The organism is Pseudomonas sp. Leaf15 (assembly GCF_001421425.1).
Classification (GTDB): domain Bacteria; phylum Pseudomonadota; class Gammaproteobacteria; order Pseudomonadales; family Pseudomonadaceae; genus Aquipseudomonas; species Aquipseudomonas salomonii.
The window spans coordinates 1-18,966 of sequence record NZ_LMKI01000036.1; the positions used below are offsets into that span (position 1 = coordinate 1).

Genomic DNA, 18,966 nt, shown 5'->3' on the forward strand with positions numbered 1-18,966 from the left:
CAAGCCTGCGTTCGGCCATCGTGGTTGACGGGGCGCCTCAGATCAAAATCAAGATCAAGATCTACAGCACGGCGGCCTGAAAGCCGACCTGAGTGGTTGGATCAAAAGCGAAAAGCGGATTTGCATACACCTGGGATCTGCTTTTCTGTGGGAGCTGGCTTGCCTGCGATGCAGACACCTCGGTACATCAGGTACAACCGGTTGATGCTATCGCAGGCAAGCTCCCACCTTTGACCGAGTATGGCTCTGCTGTTGCTGTTGCTCTGGCCCTTACATCCTTTTCGATGACGAAGTCAGCGGTCTTTTGATCTGCGCTTTTGATCTTGATCTTGATCTGAAATCGCCCNTGCTGTTGCTGTTGCTCTGGCCCTTACATCCTTTTCGATGACGAAGTCAGCGGTCTTTTGATCTGCGCTTTTGATCTTGATCTTGATCTGAAATCGCCCCCCAAATCACTGTCGGATTGAGGGCATGCCGAGCCACAGCGAGGCACCGAGTGTTGGGACGAGGACTTTTTGGTTACTTTTGCGTCTTTGCAAAAGTGACCCGCCGTCAGGGCGGAACCCTAGGCCGCCGTTACCTAAATAACGGATATGCACACCACCACCAACACCCCCAAAAACCAAACCCCGCAAAAGCGGGGCCTGATCACATCCAAGCGAAACCTACTTGGGCGGCACCCAGGTAACCTCGCTGATCCCAAACTTCTCCGCCCAGGGCCGGGTGGTTTTCTTGACCTGCTCATGCCCCACGCGCCCTATGCGGCTGACATGGGCAATATCGGCATCGACCGCCGCCCAATGCCACGCTTCAGCGTTATTCATCACCTCGGCGCGCACCACAAAGGATTTCGGTTGACCGTGCAGTTGATAGTGAATGGTGTAGATTTTTGCGGTACTCATGTTGCCTCCCTGTCTTGTTATAGATGGATAGGCGGGCTTTCAAAAAGGTTCACTCAAAATGACAAGTCGTACGCTGGCGCGTCATAGTGACGCACTCGTCACGCGCCCAAGGATCGCGCCATGTCCCGATTGACTCACAGCCAGCTCTACCTGCAGCGTCTGGGCTACGACTCAGCCCCGCCGCCCACGCTCAAAACCCTGCAGGACCTGCAGTTGCGGCACGTCTGCACCTTCGCCTTCGAGAGCCTGTCGACATTGCTGCACTCACCGGTGCCGATCGACCTGCCCAGCATTGAGCAAAAGGTCCTGCTGGACGGGCGTGGCGGTTACTGTTTCGAGCTTAACTACCTGTTCCTGGCGCTGTTGCAGGAGCTGGGTTTCGACGCCTGCGGGCTTACCGGCTGGGTGGTGATGGGCGGGCCGCCTGATGCGCGCACCGGGCGCACCCATCGCCTGAGCCTGGTGACCCTGGACGGCGTGCGTTACGTCACCGATGTCGGCTTCGGCGGCATGGTGCCCAGCAGCCCGTTGCAGCTGGACACCGAGGTGCCCCAGGCCACCGCCCATGAACCTTATCGCCTGACCTTCAACGGTGCCGATTACACCCTGTGGGCGCAGGTGGGCGAGGAATGGCGAGGTTTATATGTGTTCGACCTGCAAGTGCAGGCCGATATCGACTACACCATCGGCAATTGGTACGTGTCGACGCACCCGGCTTCCGTTTTCGTCGGGCAACTGAAAGCGGCGCGGTTGGCGCCGGGTAAACGGCATACCTTGGCCAATGCCAATTACGCAGTTCATTGCCTTGACCAGCCCAGCGAAAAACGCGTCGTCGAAAGTGCCGATGAGTTACTGGAATTGCTGCAGGGCACCTTCGGTATTCGTTTGCCGAAGCATCCGAAACTTCGCCAAGCCCTTGATGGCTTGGTAGTGGCAAACTCCAGGGAGCCCTGAGCTAGAGCCTTCGCTGAACCGTTTTACCTTCATGTCGATGCAAATTAATTCGAACCTTTGGCAAACGCCGAGGTTCGAACCGTTTCCTGAATAATTTGCTCACCAGACAAGGAGATGTAAAACGATGTCCAAGCTATTCGGAAAATTCCTCAAGGGTTCCTCGCTGCTGGCGCTGGTCACCGCGCCTGCTGTGGTGTTCGCCGCCGCACCGACTGGCCCGATTTCCGTCCTGGGCCTGCAGGGCAGCTATAACGACTTCAAACTCGAAGGTGGCAGCGAAAGCGACAAGGACCACATGCCCGAAGCGGGCCTGTTCTACAACTTCGGCAATAAGCTCACCGCCGAGTCCGGCTTTATTTACCAAGCCGGTATCGAAGCCAAATACGGCGAAAAAAGTAGCAATAAACTCAAGGAAGGCCAGGCTGACCTCGACCTTGGCTGGCGTGCCGCGCTGGACGCGCGCAACTTCGTCGACGTGATCGTCGGTGGTGGCTACAGCTGGACCCGTTACGAGCCGGACACCAACGATTACGACGTCAAGCTCACCAACAAATCGCCGTTCGCCAAGGCCGCGCTGGGTTACAACCACCAGTTCGATGACATGACCCTGCGCGTCGAAGCCGGTGCCCGCCGCACCATTGATGGCCGGGCCAAGCTCAAGGTCGATGGCCTGGGCAGCGACACGGTGGACCTCAAGGACCGCACCAACCCGTACGCCGAAGTCAGCCTGCTGATGAACCAGAAAGGTGACTTGCCGGTGATGGCGGGCCTGTATTACACCCGCACCGAATACAAGCTCGACGACGACTCCTATGTCGCCGACAACACCAAGCTCAAGCGCGACGAGTACGGTTTTAAAGTCGGTATCGCGTTTTAAGCGCACGCCTGAATGCGGGGCGGCCAACGCCCCGCATTCGATTGCCCGCCCGAGCCCTGGTGTTTGGCGAATTAAAAAGCGCGCCGATTGCCTGGTACGTACGTGATAACCGGCTTGGGGTTGTGCCGATCGGGTCTGGGATTGCCCACGAGCGGGGTGACTTTGTGTTTTGCTGGGAGCGCTGCGCGCTCCAACGCGGGGCAAGCCCGCTCGCCACAACAAGCCCGCGCTACTACAAACCCTCCTCACCACAACAAGCCCGCTCGCCACAACCAGCCGTTCAGCACTGCAAGCCGGTTCACCACGAGGTGCTTGTTTAGCCTAGTGCAGCAAGCTGCGCCACGGTTTCCGGAAAGCGTGCCACCAGCCGAATCAAGGTGGTGGCCTGGGCGTTGGGTTTGGCGCGGCCTTGTTCCCAGTTTTCCAGGGTGCGCACGTTGGTGCGCAGGTACATGGCGAACACCGAGCGCGAGAGGTTGAGTTGTTGGCGCACGGCCACCACTTCTTCGGCGCTCAGCGGGGCCAGGTTGTTGAGATGGACCTTGTGGGTCCGCAGGGTGACTTTGCCTTGGCGTTCTTCGGCCAGGGCGTCGAAGCCTTCGACCAGTTCGGAAAAGATTTCACGTTTCATGATGTGTTCTCGCTTTGATTTCCCTGTCCAGCAGGAGTTTTAAGGCTTTCTTGTGGTTGGGGGTAAGGTCATCCTGTTCGTGTTTGCCGTACAGGGTGAATAACCAGAACTGCGTGCCGCCCGACCACCAGTAGTAAATGACCCGCAAGCCTCCGCGTTTGCCTTTGTTGCGTCGCTCATCGACGAAACGGACCTTGCGCAACCCGCCGGTTCCCTCGATGACGTCGCCCGCTTGCGGATTCTTCATCAACTCCTGTTGAAAGCCCTGGAATAGCTCGTCACTCAGATAGTCCCTGCGATGCCGTTCAAAGGCCGGCAATTCGATAAATAGAGCATCCATGTTCTGTACGTAGCCTGCGTATAGTGTGGTGGCCCACGCGCCTTGGGTCAAGTGACCGGGCTGTGGGAACTTTCCTAAAACGCAACCACCATAAGGCCGCCTTCAGCGAGTAGATGCCAGACGAATAGGTAGAGGAGGAAGGAAATTTCTACAGTAAGAGCAGGTAAAAGAACTGACCCTCAGAAACGCAAAACGGCGCCCGAAGGCGCCGTTTTGTTTACCGCGTCACGCTAAGCGATCAAACGCCCAGCACCGCGTGCTGCACCAGGGTGAGCAACGGTTGTGGGTATACGCCCAGGAAGAACGCGAGCAGGGCGATGGCCAGCAGCATCACGCCGCCTGCCTTCTGTTCCCAATGCAGCTCGGCGTCTACGCGGCGCAGGTTTGGCTCGATCAGGTACAGGGTGACCATCACGCGCAGGTAGTAGAACACGCCGATGGCGCTGCCCAGTACCAACGAGGCAACCAGCCACCATTCGTGGGCTTCAACACCGGTAGCCACGATGTAGAACTTGCCGATAAAGCCTGCGGTCAGCGGGATACCGGCCAGGGACAGCATCATCACGGTGAGCACGGCGGTCAGGTACGGACGGCGCCAGAACAGGCCGCGGTATTCGTACAGGGCGTCGGCGTCACGGCCTTTGAACGGCGAGGACATCAGCGTAATCACGCCGAATGCACCGAGGCTGGTGATCACGTAGGTGACCAGGTACACGCCCATGGCTTCCACGGCCAGGCCTTTGCTCGCCACCAGGGCGATCAGCAGGTAGCCGAAGTGCGCGATGGAGGAGTAACCCAGCAGACGCTTGAGGTTGTTCTGGGTCAGGGCCAGCAGGTTACCGAACAGGATCGACGCAATGGCGATCACGGTCAGCACGGTGCTCAGCACGCCGGTGTTGGCCGCAGGCGAGATCTGGAACAGACGCACCATCACCGCAAACACGGCAACCTTCGACGCGGTGGCCAGAAATGCAGCCACTGGCGCCGGGGCGCCTTCGTACACGTCCGGGGTCCACAGGTGGAACGGCACCAGGGACAGCTTGAACGCCAGGCCGATCAACATCATCGCCAGGCCCAGTTGGGCAATCGGCGCGGGCATGTTGGTGGCCGCCAGGGCGTGACCGATACCGGTGAAGCTCAGGTTGCCGGCTTCGGCGTAGAGCAGGGCCATACCGAACAACAGGAACGCGGAACCGGCAGCCGACAGCACCATGTACTTGATGCCGGCTTCCAGCGAGCGCTTGTTGAAGAAGGCGTAGGCCACCAGGCCGTAAGTCGGGATCGACAGCAGTTCCAGACCGATGAACAAGCCGGCCAGGTGCTGAGCGCTGACCAGCACGATGCCACCGGCCGCAGCCAGCAGGATCAGCAGGTACAGCTCTTCCTTGTTGCCAGGATAGCCGGTGCCGCCTTCGCCGAGATAGGCGTGGGCGAGGGTGACGCAGGCCAGGGTGGCAACCAGGATCAACGCGATGTACAGCAGCGCGAAGTCATCGACCATCATCAGTGGGGTCACGGCCAATGGCGCGACCTTGAGTGCCGGGATGATCGACAGCAGGGCCAGGTTAAGCCCGGCACAGGACAGCAGGAACGTTTGCGAATGATTGCGGCGCCAGGCGATTGCCAGCATCACCGCCACAACGGTGAGGCTGGTAATCAGCAGCGGCGCAAGCGCGATAAAGTGTTGGATCGTGAATTCCATAGCGCTCTTACCGGGCCGAAGCGAGTTGAGAGAAGGCGGTGCCGATCCACTGCTGCACGCCATGCATCGTCGCGGCAGAAGTGTCCAGGAACGGTTGCGGGTACACACCGATGTAGATCAGCAGCACCGCAAGGCCGAGCACCATGATCAGTTCGCGAGCATCCATCCCTTGCAGGACGGTGTCGGACTTGGCCGGGCCGAAGTAGGCGCGGTGGATCATGATCAGCGAGTAGACCGAACCGAACACCAGGCCCGAGGTAGCAATGGCGCTGATCCACGGCGTGTGCACGAACGAACCCATCAGGATCAGGAACTCGCCGATGAAGTTACCGGTGCCCGGCAAGCCCAGGGATGCGGCGGCGAAGAACAGGCTGATGGCCGGCAGGTACGCGATGCGCGACCACACGCCACCCATTTCACGCATGTCACGGGTGTGCAGGCGCTCGTACAGCTGACCACTGAGGATAAACAGTGCGGCGGCCGAAACACCGTGGGCCAACATCTGGATCACCGCGCCTTGCAGCGCCAGCTGGCTGCCGGAGTAGATGCCGATCAGTACGAAACCCATGTGGGAAACGGACGAGAAGGCAATCAGACGCTTGATGTCGGTTTGCGCAAAAGCCAGGAACGCACCGTAGAAGATCCCGATCAGACCCAGGGTCATGGCGATCGGCGCGAACTCGGCCGAGGCATTCGGGAACAGCGGCAGGGCGAAACGCAGCAGACCATAAGCAGCAGTCTTCAGCAGGATACCGGCGAGGTCGACGGAACCTGCGGTCGGCGCCTGGGCGTGAGCGTCAGGCAGCCAGGAGTGAAACGGCACCACCGGCAGCTTCACCGCAAAGGCGATGAAGAAGCCCAGCATCAGGATGTACTCGGTGGTCAGGGACATCTTGGTCTTCAACAGGTCGGCGTAGTTGAAGGTAATCACGCCGGTGTTGTTGAAGTTGACCAGTACCAGACCCAGGATCGCCACCAACATGATCAGGCCGGAAGCCTGGGTGAAGATGAAGAACTTGGTCGCCGCGTAGATCCGGGTTTTCTTGCCGTCCGAAGAACTGTGGCCCCAGAGCGCGATGAGGAAGTACATCGGCACCAGCATCATTTCCCAGAAGAAGAAGAACATGAACAGGTCCAGCGCCAGGAACACGCCGACAACACCGCCCAAAATCCACATCAGGTTCAGGTGGAAGAAGCCCACGTGACGCTGAATTTCTTTCCAGGAGCAGAGTACCGAGAGGATACCCAGCAAGCCGGTCAGCAAAATCATCAACAGCGACAGGCCGTCGAGGGCCAGGTGCACGTTGATGCCGAAGCGCTGGATCCACACGTGCTTGAATTCAAGCGCGAAGGTGGGATCGACACCCGGTGCCGGAGCGAATGAATAGTCACCGTGGGCCCACAGCCAGAGGCCGAGCGCGAGTTCCAGGGACATGGTCAGCAACGCAATCCAGCGGGGGAGGGTGGCGCCGAAGCGTTCACCCATCCAGCAGAGCAGGCCGCCGATAAAGGGGATCAGGATTAGCCAGGGCAGAATCATGACAGGCTCGTTTCCTTTCGCAGGTTCGCAAAGTTCAAAAGGTTCATAGTCAGACCGCTACCACAACGATGGCGCCGATCACCAGCACGGCACCGATGGCCATGGAGGCTGCATACCAACGCAGTTGACCGGTCTCGCTGCGGCTCAGGGCGGTGTGACCGGCCTTGGCGGCGCGCGGGATCAAACCGATGGTCTGGTCGAGCGGGTCTTTGCGCAGTACGTGGCTGATGGCCAGGTAAGGCTTGACGAACAGTTTGTCGTAGATCCAGTCGAAGCCCCAGGCGGCGAACCACCAGGCCGAGAGGAAGCGACCTATGCCACTGTTGGCCACCGCCGTCACAAAGCGACGCTTGCCGAGGAACAGCAGGGCGGCCAGCAGGATACCGGCGATGGCGATGGCGCCCGAGGCGATTTCCAGGCTGTGCTTGGCGGCGCCACCGGCATGGCCGGCGCTTTCCGGTAGTACACCGGCCAGAGGCGGGGTGATCATGGCGCCGATGAAGGTCGATAGGATGATCAGCACCGACAGTGGCAACCAGTGGGAGATGCCGTGGCCTGCGTGTGCTTCGGTCTTGGCTTCACCGTGGAAGGTGATGAAGATCAGGCGGAAGGTGTACAGCGAGGTCATGAACGCGCCCACCAGGCCTGCATACAGCAGGTTCTGGTTACCGCTGGCGAAGGCTTCCCAGAGGATTTCATCTTTCGAGTAGAAGCCTGCGGTCACCAACGGCAGGGCTGCCAGGGCGGCACCACCGACGATGAAGCTGGCGTAGGCCAACGGCAGTTTCTTCCACAGGCCGCCCATCTTGAAGATGTTCTGCTCGTGGTGGCAGGCAACGATCACCGCACCGGAGGCAAGGAACAGCAGGGCCTTGAAGAAGGCGTGGGTCATCAGGTGGAAGATCGCCGCGTCCCAGGCGCCGACGCCCAGGGCCAGGAACATGTAGCCGATCTGGCTCATGGTCGAGTAGGCGAGGATACGCTTGATGTCGGTCTGCACCAGCGCGGCAAAGCCCGCCAGAACCAGGGTCACACCACCGACCAGCCCTACAAGGTGCAGGATTTCCGGCGCCAGGGTGAACAGGCCGTGGGTACGTGCGATCAGGTAGACACCCGCAGTCACCATGGTTGCGGCGTGGATCAGCGCCGACACCGGCGTAGGACCGGCCATCGCGTCCGCCAGCCAGGTTTGCAGCGGCAGTTGCGCGGATTTACCCACGGCGCCGCCCAGCAGCATCAGGGTTGCGAGGGTGATCCAGAAGTCGCCGACCTGGAATTTCTGCGGTGCCAGCACCAGCAGTTCCTGGATGTTCAGCGTGCCCACCTGTTGGAACAGGATAAACAGGCCGATGGCCATGAACACGTCGCCGATACGGGTGACGATAAAGGCCTTGAGTGCCGCGTTACCGTTGTTGCGATTGCTGTAGTAGAAACCGATCAACAGGTACGAGCACAGGCCCACGCCTTCCCAGCCGAAGTACAGGAACAACAGGTTATCGCCGAGGACCAGGAACAGCATGCTGGCGATAAACAGGTTGGTGTACGAAAAGAAGCGCGAGTAGCCCGCTTCACCGCGCATGTACCAGGACGCAAACAGGTGGATCAGGAAGCCTACACCCACCACAACGCCGAGCATGGTGATCGACAGGCCGTCGACGTAGAGGGCGAAGTTGGGCTTGAAGCCGTCCACCGACATCCACTGCCACAGCACCAGGGTGTAGTGACCGCCTTCCGGCGGCGCCACGTTGAATTGCCAGATGACGTAGGCGGCCACGATGGCCGACAGGCCAATGGAACCCACACCGATCAGGGCAGACAGGTTTTCCGACCAGCGTCCACGGGAGAACGACAGCAGCAGGAAACCGATCAGGGGAAATACGAAAGTCAGAAAGATCATGTTCATCCGCGCATCTCACTGGCAGCGTCGATATCAAGCGTGTGGAAGCGACGATACAGTTGCAGCAGGATCGCCAGGCCAATACTGGCCTCGGCGGCTGCCAGGCTGATCACCAGGATGAACATGACTTGCCCATCCGGCTGCGCCCATCGGCTACCTGCAACAACGAACGCCAGTGCGGCGGCGTTCATCATGATTTCCAGGCTCATCAACACAAACAGAATGTTACGGCGAACCATCAGGCCGACCAGGCCAAGGCAGAACAGGATGCCGGCGACCGCCAGACCATGCTCCAAAGGGATAGCAGGCATCGTCATTGCTCCTTGGCTTCGTTGCGGCCCAAGTGGAAGGCGGTGATGGCTGCCGCAAGCAGCAGCATCGAAGCCAGTTCGACCACCAGCAGGTACGGGCCGAACAGGCTGACGCCCACGGCTTTCGCGTCTACGGTGGTGTGGCCGATGGCCTGGCCGCTCTGGTGAGCGAACAGCACATACAGCAGTTCACCCAGCAGCAGGGCTGCCAGGATGACCGGGCCGAGCCAGATGCCGGGCTTGAGCCAGACGCGCTCCTGGGCGACCGAAGCCGGCCCCAGGTTGAGCATCATCACCACAAACACGAACAGCACCATGATGGCGCCGGCGTAGGCGATCACTTCCAGCACACCGGCGAACGGTGCGCCGAGGCTGAAAAACGTCATGGCCACGGCGATCAACGAAATGATCAGGTAGAGCAGGGCGTGCACAGGATTGGTATTGGTGATCACGCGAAGCGTGGACACCACTGCAATACCGGACGCGAAATAGAAAGCGAATTCCATCTTTCTTCCTTAAGGCAGCAAGCTCTTCACGTTGATCGGCTCGGCTTCGTTTTGTGCGGCGCCCTTGGGCTTACCGGCAACGGCCATACCTGCAACACGATAGAAGTTGTAATCAGGGTTTTTACCGGGACCAGAGATCAGCAGATCTTCTTTCTCGTACACCAGGTCCTGACGTTTGAACTCGGCCATCTCGAAATCCGGTGTCAGCTGGATCGCGGTGGTCGGGCAAGCTTCCTCGCAGAGGCCGCAGAAAATGCAGCGCGAGAAGTTGATGCGGAAGAAGTCCGGGTACCAGCGACCGTCTTCGGTTTCAGCTTTCTGCAGGGAGATGCAACCCACCGGGCACGCTACGGCGCACAGGTTGCAGGCTACACAACGCTCTTCGCCATCGGGGTCGCGGGTCAGTACGATACGGCCGCGATAACGCGGCGGCAGGTACACCGCTTCTTCCGGGTATTGCAAGGTGTCGCGTTTGCGAAAGCCGTGACCGAACACCATCACCAGGCTTCGCAACTGGGTACCGGTACCCTTAACGATGTCGCCAATATATTTGAACATGGGTCAAATCCTCACTGAACCGCGCCGGCTGGCGTGTTCAACAACACAACGGCAGCCGTCACCAGCAAATTGATCAGGGTCAGCGGCAGGCAGAAGCGCCAGCTGAAATCCATCACCTGGTCGTATCGTGGACGCGGAATGGAAGCGCGCAGCAGGATAAACAACATGATGAAGAACGCGGTCTTCAGGAAGAACCAGAAGAACGCCAACTGCGGCAGGATGCCGAACGGACCGTGCCAGCCGCCGAAGAACAGCGTGACCAGCAGGGCCGAGATCAAGATGATGCCGATGTACTCGCCAACGAAGAACATGCCCCATTTCATGCCGGCGTATTCAATGTGGTAACCGTCAGCCAGTTCCTGTTCCGCTTCCGGCTGGTCGAACGGGTGACGGTGAGTCACGGCGACGCCAGCAATGAAGAAGGTGCAGAAGCCGAAGAACTGCGGAATGATGAACCACAGGTTCTGCGCCTGGTACTCGACGATGTCGCGCATGTTGAACGAGCCGACCTGCACCACGATGCCCATCAGCGCCAGGCCCATGAACACTTCGTAGGACACGGTCTGGGCCGAGGCCCGCAAGCTGCCCAACAGGGCGAACTTGTTGTTGCTCGACCAACCGGCGAACAGCACCGCGTAGACCGACAAACCGGCCATGGCGAAGAAGAACAGCAAGCCGATGTTCAGGTCCGCCACGCCCCAGGTCGGGGTGATCGGGATGATCGCGAAGGCGATCAGCAAGGCACTCATGGCCACGACCGGTGCCAGGGTGAAGATCACCTTGTCGGCAAACGGTGGGGTCCAGTCTTCCTTGAAGAACATTTTCAGCATGTCGGCGGCGATCTGGAACATGCCGAATGGGCCAACGCGGTTCGGACCGTAACGGTCCTGCCACCAGCCCAGCAGGCGACGTTCGACGAAGCTGAGCAGGGCGCCCGCAACGACTACGGCCAACAGGATCACGATGGCCTTGACCACCGAAATGATCACGTCAATTACTTCCGGCGTGAACCAAGTCATTGCGCTGCCTCCTGCAGACCGTCAACGGTTTTGCCGAAAATCGCAGGCGGAATACCCGCCAGGCCTTTAGGCAGTGCAACCAGGCCAGCACCCAACTCATCGTTGATACGCAGCGGCAGACGCAGGGTCTGGCCGGCCACGTTCAGGCTGAGCAAGGCACCGTCGTTGACGCCCAGGCGGTCGGCTTCGGACTTGGCCACTGACACGTAGGCTTCAGGAATGCGACTTTGCACCGGCGCGGCTTTGGAAGAGGTTTCTTCGCTGCCGAACAGGTGGAAGAACGGCACAACCTGCCAGGTGCCCTGGGCCGGGTTGAACGGACGCGGTACTGCAGCGAACCAGTTCAGCGCGTCACCGGTGCTTTCGATCAGGCGGGTGCCCGGGTCGCCAGCGCGGATGTGACCACCGACTTCGTCCTGGAACTTGTTCCAGGCTTGCGGCGAGTTCCAGCCCGGCGACCAGGCAAATGGCACCTGCTGACGTGGCTCGACCGAGCCCGAGTAACCTTCCATGGAGAAGGCGAACGCGGTGTCCGGGTCTTGCGGGGTACGCGGTTCGTGCACGCTGATGTTGGCGCGCATGGCGGTACGACCGGAGTAACGCAGCGGTTCACGGGCCAGTTTCATGCCCTTGATGCGGAACGCGGCGGACGGTGCAGCGTCGACGATACGGGCCAACTGCGGCGCGCTTGCGGCGACGGCAGCCGTTACGTGGTCGAGCTGGGTCCAGTCGATTGGCTGGTTCAGCAGAGTGGCGCGCAGGGCATGCAGCCAGCGCCAGCCTTCGTGAACCAGGATGCTGGCGTCCATGTATTTCGGGTCGAACACCTGGAAGAAACGCTGGGCGCGGCCTTCCTGGCTGACCAGCGTACCGTCGCCTTCGGCGAAGGTGGCGGCTGGCAGTACCAGGTCGGCACGCTCGCTGGTGGCGGTCTTCTGGTGGTCGGCCACGATCAGTACTTTGGCGGCGTCCAGCGCAGCGTCGACCTTGGCCGAATCGGTGCGGGTGTACAGGTCGTTTTCCAGCACCACGATGGCGTCGGCATTGCCGTCGATCACCGCTTGCAGGGCCGCGTCCAGGGACTCGCCACCGAGCATGGCCAGGCCAAGGCTGTTGGCTTCCGGCACGACCAGGCTGATGGAACCGTTCTTGTCGCGCAGCTTCAAGGCCTTCGCGATATTCGCAGCAGCCTCAATCAGTGCCTTGGAACCCAACGAGGTACCGGCAATGATCAACGGGCGCTTGGCCGCGAGCAGGGCGTCGGCGATGCGCTGGGCCAGTTCAACGGCTTCAGTGTCCAGGCCGTCGACAGCAGGCGCGCTGGCGTCGAGGGCGTGGGCCACGGCGAAACCGATGCGGGCCAGGTCATCCGGCGCTGCGTGAACGCATTCTTCGGCGATGTCGTCGAGCTTGGTTTCAGCCAGGCTTGCGATAAACAGCGGGTTCAGCGCGTGCTGGCCGATGTTTTTTACCGCGGCGTCAAGCCAGGGCTGAACACGCATGGCGTCGGCCATGTCTTCGGCCTTGCCTTTGACCGACTGACGCAGCGACAGCGCAATACGCGCGGCGGTCTGGGTCAGGTCTTCGCCGAGGACAAAGATCGCATCGTGGTCTTCGATGTCGCGCATGTTCGGCACTGGCAGCGGGCTGTCGTTCAGCACTTGCAGGACCAGACGGATGCGCTCCAACTCAGCGGCTTCGATACCGGAGTAGAAGTGCTCGGCACCCACCAGCTCGCGCAACGCGTAGTTGCTTTCGAGGCTGGCGCGCGGCGAACCGATACCGACGATGTTGCGGCCGCGCAGCAGGTCGGCGGCTTTATCCAGCGCGTCGTCCAGGCTCAGCTTGGCGCCACCGGCCAACAGCGGCTGGCGTGGGCGGTCTTCGCGGTTGACGTAGCCATAGCCGAAACGGCCACGGTCGCACAGGAAGTACTGGTTGACCGAACCGTTAAAGCGGTTTTCGATGCGACGCAGTTCGCCGTAGCGCTCGCCCGGGGAGATGTTGCAACCGCTGGAGCAGCCATGGCAGATGCTCGGCGAGAACTGCATGTCCCACTTACGGTTGTAGCGCTCGGAGTGAGTCTTGTCGGTGAACACACCGGTCGGGCAGACCTCGGTGAGGTTGCCGGAGAACTCGCTTTCGAGCACGCCGTCTTCAACGCGACCGAAGTACACGTTGTCGTGGGCGCCGAAGACGCCCAGGTCGGTGCCGCCGGCGTAGTCTTTATAGAAACGCACGCAACGGTAGCAGGCAATGCAGCGGTTCATTTCGTGGGAAATGAACGGGCCGAGGTCCTGGTTCTGGTGGGTGCGCTTGGTGAAGCGATAACGGCGCTCGTTGTGGCCGGTCATCACCGTCATGTCTTGCAGGTGGCAGTGACCGCCTTCCTCACAGACCGGGCAGTCATGCGGGTGGTTGGTCATCAGCCATTCGACGACACTGGCGCGGAACGCCTTGGATTCTTCATCTTCGATGGAGATCCAGGTGTTGTCGGTGGCTGGGGTCATGCAGGACATGACGATACGACCACGGGTGTCGTTCTCGTCGGTGTACTGCTTGACCGCGCACTGGCGACAGGCACCAACGCTACCAAGCGCGGGGTGCCAGCAGAAATACGGGATGTCGAGGCCTAGTGAGAGACATGCCTGTAACAGGTTGTCTGCCCCATCGACTTCGAGCGCTTTGCCGTCTACGTGGATAGTGGCCATGGTTCAAAGTTCTTCGTTGGCCCGTTGTCAGCGGGCGTGGCTAATGGAATCTTGTTATTCATGGGCATCAACACAGCCTTTACGGCGTCAGCCCATGAGAAAGCGAAGGGCACGGACCCTTCGCCTTTTAAAGCGTTACGCGCCGACTACGATCGGCCTTGCCAGAGGCGGGACGGCGGCGCTGACAGGCGCGATGCCGGCTTCGAACTCCGAGCGGAAGTATTTGATTGCGCTGCCCAATGGCTCCACGGCGCCCGGTGCGTGAGCACAGAAGGTCTTGCCTGGGCCGAGGAAACCGACCAGACCCAGCAGGGTCTCGATGTCGCCTGGCTGGCCTTCACCGTTCTCGATCGCCATCAACAGCTTGACGCTCCAGGGTAAGCCGTCACGGCACGGGGTGCAGAAGCCGCAGGATTCACGGGCAAAGAACTGCTCCATGTTGCGCAGCAACGAAACCATGTTCACGGTGTTGTCCACCGCCATCGCCAGGCCAGTGCCCATACGGGTACCGACCTTGCCGATGCCGCCGGCATACATTTGTGCGTCGAGGTGCTCGGGGAGCAGGAAACCGGTACCGGCGCCACCTGGCTGCCAGGCTTTCAAGGTGTAGCCGTCGCGCATGCCACCGGCGTAGTCCTCGAACAGCTCGCGTGCGGTGACGCCGAACGGCAGCTCCCACAGGCCAGGGTTCTTGACCTTGCCGGAGAAGCCCATGAGCTTGGTGCCCATGTCTTCGCTGCCTTCGCGCGCCAACGATTTGTACCAGTCAACGCCGTCGGCGATGATCGCCGGCACGTTGCACAGGGTTTCAACGTTGTTCACGCAAGTCGGCTTGCCCCACACGCCGACGGCGGCAGGGAAGGGCGGCTTGGAGCGCGGGTTGGCGCGGCGGCCTTCGAGGGAGTTGATCAGTGCGGTTTCTTCACCGCAGATGTAACGCCCGGCGCCGGTGTGCACGAACAGTTCGAAGTCAAAACCCGAACCGAGGATGTTCTTGCCCAACAGGCCTGCGGCCTTGGCTTCTTCCACGGCACGGTTGAGGTGCTTGGCGGCGGTGGTGTATTCGCCACGCAGGAAGATGTAGCCCCGGTAGGTTTTCAGCGCGCGGGCGCTGATCAGCATGCCTTCGATCAGCAGATGGGGCAGTTGCTCCATCAGCATGCGGTCTTTCCAGGTGTTGGGCTCCATCTCGTCCGCGTTGCACAGCAGGTAGCGGATATTGATGGATTCGTCCTTAGGCATCAGGCCCCACTTCACACCCGTGGGGAAGCCTGCACCGCCGCGACCTTTGAGGCCGGCGTCTTTGACGGTCTGGACGATATCGTCCTGAGCCATGTCGGCGAAGGCCTTGCGCGCCGCCGCGTAACCGTTCTTGGCCTGGTACTCGTCGAGCCATACCGGCTCGCCGTCGTCACGCAGGCGCCAGGTCAGCGGGTGGGTCTCAGGCGAACGCTTGATCAGGTTGGCCGGGCCGAAAGATGTAAGGGTCATGGGTAGCCCTCAAGCAATTGGGTGACGCCAGCAGGCTGCACGTCACCGAATGTGTCGTCGTCGATCATCAACGCCGGCGCCTTGTCGCAGTTGCCCAGGCAGCACACCGGCAGCAGCGTGAAGCGGCCGTCCGCAGTGGTTTGGCCAAGGCCGATGCCCAGCTTGTTCTGGATCTCGCTGACCACCGATTCGTGGCCGCCGATGTAGCAGACCATGCTGTCGCACACGCGAATGATGTGGCGGCCGACCGGCTGACGGAAGATCTGGCTGTAGAACGTGGCCACCCCTTCAACGTCGCTGGCGGGGATGCCGAGGATTTCGCCGATGGCGTAGAGGGCGCCGTCCGGCACCCAGCCACGTTCCTTCTGGACGATCTTCAAGGCTTCGATCGACGCCGCGCGCGGGTCTTCGTAGTGATGCAGCTCGTGCTCGATGGCCGAGCGCTCGGTTTCACTCAGGGTGAAACGATCTGTTTGGATAAGCGTGCTGTTCATGCTTAGCGGTCCACGTCGGCCATAACGAAATCGATACTACCCAGGTACGCAATCAAGTCCGCGACCATCTCGCCTTTGATCACCGAAGGGATCTGCTGCAAGTGGGCAAAGCTTGGGGTACGAATCCGGGTGCGGTAGCTCATGGTGCCGCCATCGCTCGTCAGGTAATAACTGTTGATACCCTTGGTCGCTTCGATCATCTGGAAGGATTCGTTGGCCGGCATCACCGGGCCCCACGAAACTTGCAGGAAGTGCGTGATCAGGGTTTCGATGTGCTGCAGCGTGCGCTCTTTGGGCGGCGGCGTGGTCAGCGGGTGATCCGCCTTGTACGGGCCGGCTGGCATGTTGCGCATGCACTGCTCGATGATCTTCAGGCTCTGGCGCATTTCTTCGACGCGCACGATGCAACGGTCGTAGGCATCGCCATTGGCCGCCAGCGGTACTTCGAACTCGAAGTTCTCGTAGCCCGAGTACGGGCGCGCTTTACGCAGGTCGAAGTCGCAACCGGTCGAACGCAGGCCGGCACCGGTGACGCCCCATTCCAGGGCTTCTTTGGTGTTGTACTGCGCGACGCCGATGGTACGGCCCTTGAGGATGCTGTTGTCCAGCGCAGCCTTTTGGTACTCGTCCAGACGCTTGGGCATCCAGTCGATGAATTCCTTGACCAGGCGCTCCCAGCCGTTCGGCAGGTCGTGGGCCACACCGCCGATGCGGTACCACGCCGGGTGCAGGCGGAAACCGGTGATGGCTTCGATGACCTTGTAGGCGCGTTGACGGTCGGTGAAGGTGAAGAACACCGGGGTCATGGCGCCAACGTCCTGGATGTAAGTACCCAGGAACAGCAGGTGGCTGGTGATGCGGAAGAACTCGGCCATCATGATGCGGATGGTGTCGACGCGGTCCGGCACCTTGATACCGGCCAGCTTCTCGACCGACAGCACGTACGGCAGGTTGTTCATCACGCCGCCGAGGTAGTCGATACGGTCGGTGTACGGGATGAAGCTGTGCCAGGACTGGCGCTCGGCCATCTTCTCGGCACCACGGTGGTGGTAGCCGATGTCCGGCACGCAGTCGACGATTTCTTCGCCGTCCAGTTGCAGGATGATACGGAAGGCACCGTGAGCCGAAGGGTGGTTCGGGCCCAGGTTGAGGAACATGTAGTCCTCGTTGGTGCCGGAGCGCTTCATGCCCCAGTCTTCCGGACGGAAGCGTGCAGCCTCTTCTTCAAGCTGTTGCTTGGCGAGGTTGAGGCTGAACGGGTCGAATTCGGTGGCGCGCGCAGGGAAGTCCTTGCGCAGCGGGTGACCTTCCCAGGTCGGCGGCATCATGATGCGCGTCAGGTGCGGGTGGCCCGGGAAGTCGATACCGAACATGTCCCAGACTTCGCGCTCGTACCAGCTGGCATTCGGCCAGATACCGGTGACGGTCGGGATGCTCAAGTCGCTTTCGGACAGCGCGACCTTGATCATCACGTCGCTGTTACGTTCCAGCGACATCAAGTGGTAGAACACGGTGAAATCGGCACCGCTCGGCAAACCTTGACGCTTGGTGCGCAGACGCTCGTCCACGCCATGCAGGTCATAGAGCATGACGTACGGCTTGGGCAGGTTGCGCAGGAAGCTCAGGACTTCGACGAGCTTGGCCCGCGCCACCCACAGCACCGGCATGCCGGTGCGTGTGGCCTGGGCGGTGAAGGCGTCAGGGCCAAAACGGTTATTGAGTTCGACAACCACATCCTGGTCGTCTGCCTTATAAGGCGGGATGCGTCGAGCACTGCCTGTAGTCATGGTTTTTTATCGCTTTCGGTCAACGTAAAGAATGAAGCCAGGTTTTCGTTCTATAAAAGAAGCGGGCTGGATCAGACTTCGTCGGGGCTGCGCAGGTTGGTGACTGCGATTCGCTGTTCGCGGCGCTGTTCCTTTTGTGACGGCATCTCGGCGCGATAAACGCCTTGATCACCGACCACCCAGGAAAGCGGACGACGCTCCTTGCCAATCGACTCCTGCAACAGCATCAAGCCTTGCAGAAAAGCTTCAGGGCGGGGCGGGCAGCCAGGCACGTAGACGTCCACGGGCAGGAACTTGTCCACCCCTTGAACGACGGAGTAGATGTCGTACATGCCACCGGAGTTGGCGCACGAACCCATGGAGATAACCCACTTTGGCTCGAGCATTTGCTCGTAGAGACGCTGAATGATCGGCGCCATCTTGATAAAGCAGGTGCCGGCGATAACCATGAAATCCGCCTGGCGCGGTGATGCCCGGATAACTTCGGCGCCAAAGCGCGCGATGTCGTGGGGCGCCGTGAAGGCGGTGGTCATTTCCACGTAGCAGCACGAAAGGCCGAAGTTGTACGGCCACAGGGAGTTTTTACGCCCCCAGTTGACCGCGCCACTCAGCACGTCTTCGAGTTTGCCCATGTAAATGTTTTTGTGGACTTGATCTTCTAACGGATCGGAAACGGTTTCCCGTTCGCCGATAGGGTACTGATCGTTAGGAGCATCCGGGTCGATCCTGGTGAGATTGTATTGCATCGCCAAAGCCTCATTGTTTCAGCTTCGCTTGCCGCTTACGACGAGCTTCCGGAGCCCAGTCAAGGGCGCCCACTCGGAATAGGTAGACAAGGCCTGCCAACAGAATTGCTATGAAAACGAGGGCTTCGACGAATCCGGTCCAGCCGCTTTCGCGGACGGACACAGACCAGGCAAAGAGAAAGAGGGCTTCGATATCGAAGATCACGAACAGCATCGCGACCAGATAGAATTTGGCTGAGAGCCGCAAGCGGGCGCCACCTGTAGGCAGCATGCCGGACTCGAACGGTTCATTTTTGCTGCGGCCCCAGGCTTTTGACCCGAGGAGGCTGGAGACGCCGAGCATGAAGGCGCAAAGGCCGACAACACCGAGGAGGAAAATGGCAAAGCCCCAGTTGTGGGCCATGAGTCCTGTCGCTTCGGTCATGCTGGAAATCCTTAACAGAGAGCAAAGGTCTCTGAGCTCGAAAAAGTAACGATGCAGTGACGATATGTCGCAGCGC

18 protein-coding genes are annotated in these 18,966 nt (G+C 60.3%); 2 read left to right on the forward strand and 16 right to left on the reverse strand.

From position 1 onward, the window contains the following. Nucleotides 1-665: 665 nt before the first annotated feature. Entirely contained in the window at nt 666-902 is a 237-nt protein-coding gene (locus tag ASE80_RS27500; RefSeq protein ID WP_017137532.1) for a DUF6555 family protein, read from the reverse strand. 120 nt (nt 903-1,022) lie between these two features. Between ASE80_RS27500 and ASE80_RS27505 the strand changes: the two genes are divergently transcribed. Both ASE80_RS27505 and ASE80_RS27510 read left to right on the forward strand, forming a co-directional pair. Beyond that, the gene (locus tag ASE80_RS27505) at nt 1,023-1,856 is read left to right on the forward strand and encodes an arylamine N-acetyltransferase family protein (protein ID WP_056861691.1); all 834 of its coding nucleotides are present in this window, start codon (nt 1,023-1,025) and stop codon (nt 1,854-1,856) included. Between the two features lie 124 nt (nt 1,857-1,980). Continuing rightward, nucleotides 1,981-2,733, forward strand: coding sequence for an outer membrane beta-barrel protein (locus ASE80_RS27510; RefSeq protein ID WP_056861692.1), 753 nt, complete (start codon nt 1,981-1,983; stop codon nt 2,731-2,733). 316 nt (nt 2,734-3,049) lie between these two features. On the opposite strand, the gene ASE80_RS27515 is transcribed toward ASE80_RS27510, so the two are convergent. The 15 genes from ASE80_RS27515 to ASE80_RS27585 all read right to left on the reverse strand — a co-directional run bounded on the left by ASE80_RS27515 (nt 3,050) and on the right by ASE80_RS27585 (nt 18,890). Beyond that, on the reverse strand, nt 3,050-3,364 hold the full coding sequence (locus tag ASE80_RS27515; protein ID WP_017137525.1) for a helix-turn-helix domain-containing protein: 315 nt from the start codon (nt 3,362-3,364) through the stop codon (nt 3,050-3,052). After that, entirely contained in the window at nt 3,354-3,704 is a 351-nt protein-coding gene (locus ASE80_RS27520) for a hypothetical protein (protein WP_056861883.1), read from the reverse strand. Before ASE80_RS27520 ends, ASE80_RS27515 begins: the two co-directional genes overlap by 11 nt. A 238-nt stretch (nt 3,705-3,942) precedes the next feature. Beyond that, nucleotides 3,943-5,406: an NADH-quinone oxidoreductase subunit NuoN gene (gene nuoN, locus ASE80_RS27525; RefSeq protein WP_017137523.1), complete on the reverse strand. Its 1,464-nt coding sequence runs from the start codon at nt 5,404-5,406 to the stop codon at nt 3,943-3,945. Between the two features lie 7 nt (nt 5,407-5,413). Then, nucleotides 5,414-6,946 carry an NADH-quinone oxidoreductase subunit M gene (gene nuoM, locus ASE80_RS27530; RefSeq protein WP_017137522.1) on the reverse strand — a complete coding sequence of 511 codons (1,533 nt, stop codon included), beginning with the start codon at nt 6,944-6,946 and terminating at the stop codon, nt 5,414-5,416. A 49-nt stretch (nt 6,947-6,995) separates the two neighbouring features. Continuing rightward, nucleotides 6,996-8,849, reverse strand: a complete 1,854-nt coding sequence (gene nuoL, locus ASE80_RS27535) for an NADH-quinone oxidoreductase subunit L (protein WP_017137521.1) — start codon at nt 8,847-8,849, stop codon at nt 6,996-6,998. Beyond that, the gene (gene nuoK / locus ASE80_RS27540; RefSeq protein WP_017137520.1) at nt 8,846-9,154 is read right to left on the reverse strand and encodes an NADH-quinone oxidoreductase subunit NuoK; all 309 of its coding nucleotides are present in this window, start codon (nt 9,152-9,154) and stop codon (nt 8,846-8,848) included. Before nuoK ends, nuoL begins: the two co-directional genes overlap by 4 nt. 2 nt (nt 9,155-9,156) lie before the next feature. Then, the gene (gene nuoJ / locus ASE80_RS27545; RefSeq protein ID WP_017137519.1) at nt 9,157-9,660 is read right to left on the reverse strand and encodes an NADH-quinone oxidoreductase subunit J; all 504 of its coding nucleotides are present in this window, start codon (nt 9,658-9,660) and stop codon (nt 9,157-9,159) included. A gap of 9 nt (nt 9,661-9,669) precedes the next feature. After that, nucleotides 9,670-10,218, reverse strand: coding sequence for an NADH-quinone oxidoreductase subunit NuoI (gene nuoI, locus ASE80_RS27550; RefSeq protein ID WP_003174725.1), 549 nt, complete (start codon nt 10,216-10,218; stop codon nt 9,670-9,672). 11 nt (nt 10,219-10,229) lie between these two features. After that, on the reverse strand, nt 10,230-11,237 hold the full coding sequence (gene nuoH / locus ASE80_RS27555) for an NADH-quinone oxidoreductase subunit NuoH (protein WP_017137518.1): 1,008 nt from the start codon (nt 11,235-11,237) through the stop codon (nt 10,230-10,232). Continuing rightward, nucleotides 11,234-13,948, reverse strand: coding sequence for an NADH-quinone oxidoreductase subunit NuoG (gene nuoG / locus ASE80_RS27560; protein WP_056861693.1), 2,715 nt, complete (start codon nt 13,946-13,948; stop codon nt 11,234-11,236). The genes nuoH and nuoG overlap by 4 nt, the downstream gene beginning before the upstream one ends. Before the next feature lie 135 nt (nt 13,949-14,083). Further along, entirely contained in the window at nt 14,084-15,439 is a 1,356-nt protein-coding gene (gene nuoF, locus ASE80_RS27565; protein WP_017137516.1) for an NADH-quinone oxidoreductase subunit NuoF, read from the reverse strand. Further along, on the reverse strand, nt 15,436-15,933 hold the full coding sequence (gene nuoE, locus ASE80_RS27570; RefSeq protein WP_056861694.1) for an NADH-quinone oxidoreductase subunit NuoE: 498 nt from the start codon (nt 15,931-15,933) through the stop codon (nt 15,436-15,438). Before nuoE ends, nuoF begins: the two co-directional genes overlap by 4 nt. Before the next feature lie 2 nt (nt 15,934-15,935). Beyond that, nucleotides 15,936-17,720, reverse strand: a complete 1,785-nt coding sequence (gene nuoC, locus ASE80_RS27575; protein ID WP_056861695.1) for an NADH-quinone oxidoreductase subunit C/D — start codon at nt 17,718-17,720, stop codon at nt 15,936-15,938. A 71-nt stretch (nt 17,721-17,791) separates the two neighbouring features. Further along, nucleotides 17,792-18,466 (reverse strand): NuoB/complex I 20 kDa subunit family protein, encoded by a 675-nt coding sequence (locus ASE80_RS27580; RefSeq protein WP_012724951.1) that lies wholly within the window; start codon nt 18,464-18,466, stop codon nt 17,792-17,794. A 10-nt stretch (nt 18,467-18,476) separates the two neighbouring features. After that, nucleotides 18,477-18,890 (reverse strand): NADH-quinone oxidoreductase subunit A, encoded by a 414-nt coding sequence (locus tag ASE80_RS27585; protein ID WP_003219575.1) that lies wholly within the window; start codon nt 18,888-18,890, stop codon nt 18,477-18,479. Nucleotides 18,891-18,966: the final 76 nt, after the last annotated feature.

Coding starts and splice junctions, on each gene's coding strand:
- ASE80_RS27500 (WP_017137532.1), bottom strand. CDS start 902: ATGAGTACCGCAAAAATCTACACCATTCACTATCAACTGCACGGTCAA.
- ASE80_RS27505 (WP_056861691.1), top strand. CDS start 1,023: ATGTCCCGATTGACTCACAGCCAGCTCTACCTGCAGCGTCTGGGCTAC.
- ASE80_RS27510 (WP_056861692.1), top strand. CDS start 1,981: ATGTCCAAGCTATTCGGAAAATTCCTCAAGGGTTCCTCGCTGCTGGCG.
- ASE80_RS27515 (WP_017137525.1), bottom strand. CDS start 3,364: ATGAAACGTGAAATCTTTTCCGAACTGGTCGAAGGCTTCGACGCCCTG.
- ASE80_RS27520 (WP_056861883.1), bottom strand. CDS start 3,704: ATGGATGCTCTATTTATCGAATTGCCGGCCTTTGAACGGCATCGCAGG.
- nuoN (WP_017137523.1), bottom strand. CDS start 5,406: ATGGAATTCACGATCCAACACTTTATCGCGCTTGCGCCGCTGCTGATT.
- nuoM (WP_017137522.1), bottom strand. CDS start 6,946: ATGATTCTGCCCTGGCTAATCCTGATCCCCTTTATCGGCGGCCTGCTC.
- nuoL (WP_017137521.1), bottom strand. CDS start 8,849: ATGAACATGATCTTTCTGACTTTCGTATTTCCCCTGATCGGTTTCCTG.
- nuoK (WP_017137520.1), bottom strand. CDS start 9,154: ATGCCTGCTATCCCTTTGGAGCATGGTCTGGCGGTCGCCGGCATCCTG.
- nuoJ (WP_017137519.1), bottom strand. CDS start 9,660: ATGGAATTCGCTTTCTATTTCGCGTCCGGTATTGCAGTGGTGTCCACG.
- nuoI (WP_003174725.1), bottom strand. CDS start 10,218: ATGTTCAAATATATTGGCGACATCGTTAAGGGTACCGGTACCCAGTTG.
- nuoH (WP_017137518.1), bottom strand. CDS start 11,237: ATGACTTGGTTCACGCCGGAAGTAATTGACGTGATCATTTCGGTGGTC.
- nuoG (WP_056861693.1), bottom strand. CDS start 13,948: ATGGCCACTATCCACGTAGACGGCAAAGCGCTCGAAGTCGATGGGGCA.
- nuoF (WP_017137516.1), bottom strand. CDS start 15,439: ATGACCCTTACATCTTTCGGCCCGGCCAACCTGATCAAGCGTTCGCCT.
- nuoE (WP_056861694.1), bottom strand. CDS start 15,933: ATGAACAGCACGCTTATCCAAACAGATCGTTTCACCCTGAGTGAAACC.
- nuoC (WP_056861695.1), bottom strand. CDS start 17,720: ATGACTACAGGCAGTGCTCGACGCATCCCGCCTTATAAGGCAGACGAC.
- ASE80_RS27580 (WP_012724951.1), bottom strand. CDS start 18,466: ATGCAATACAATCTCACCAGGATCGACCCGGATGCTCCTAACGATCAG.
- ASE80_RS27585 (WP_003219575.1), bottom strand. CDS start 18,890: ATGACCGAAGCGACAGGACTCATGGCCCACAACTGGGGCTTTGCCATT.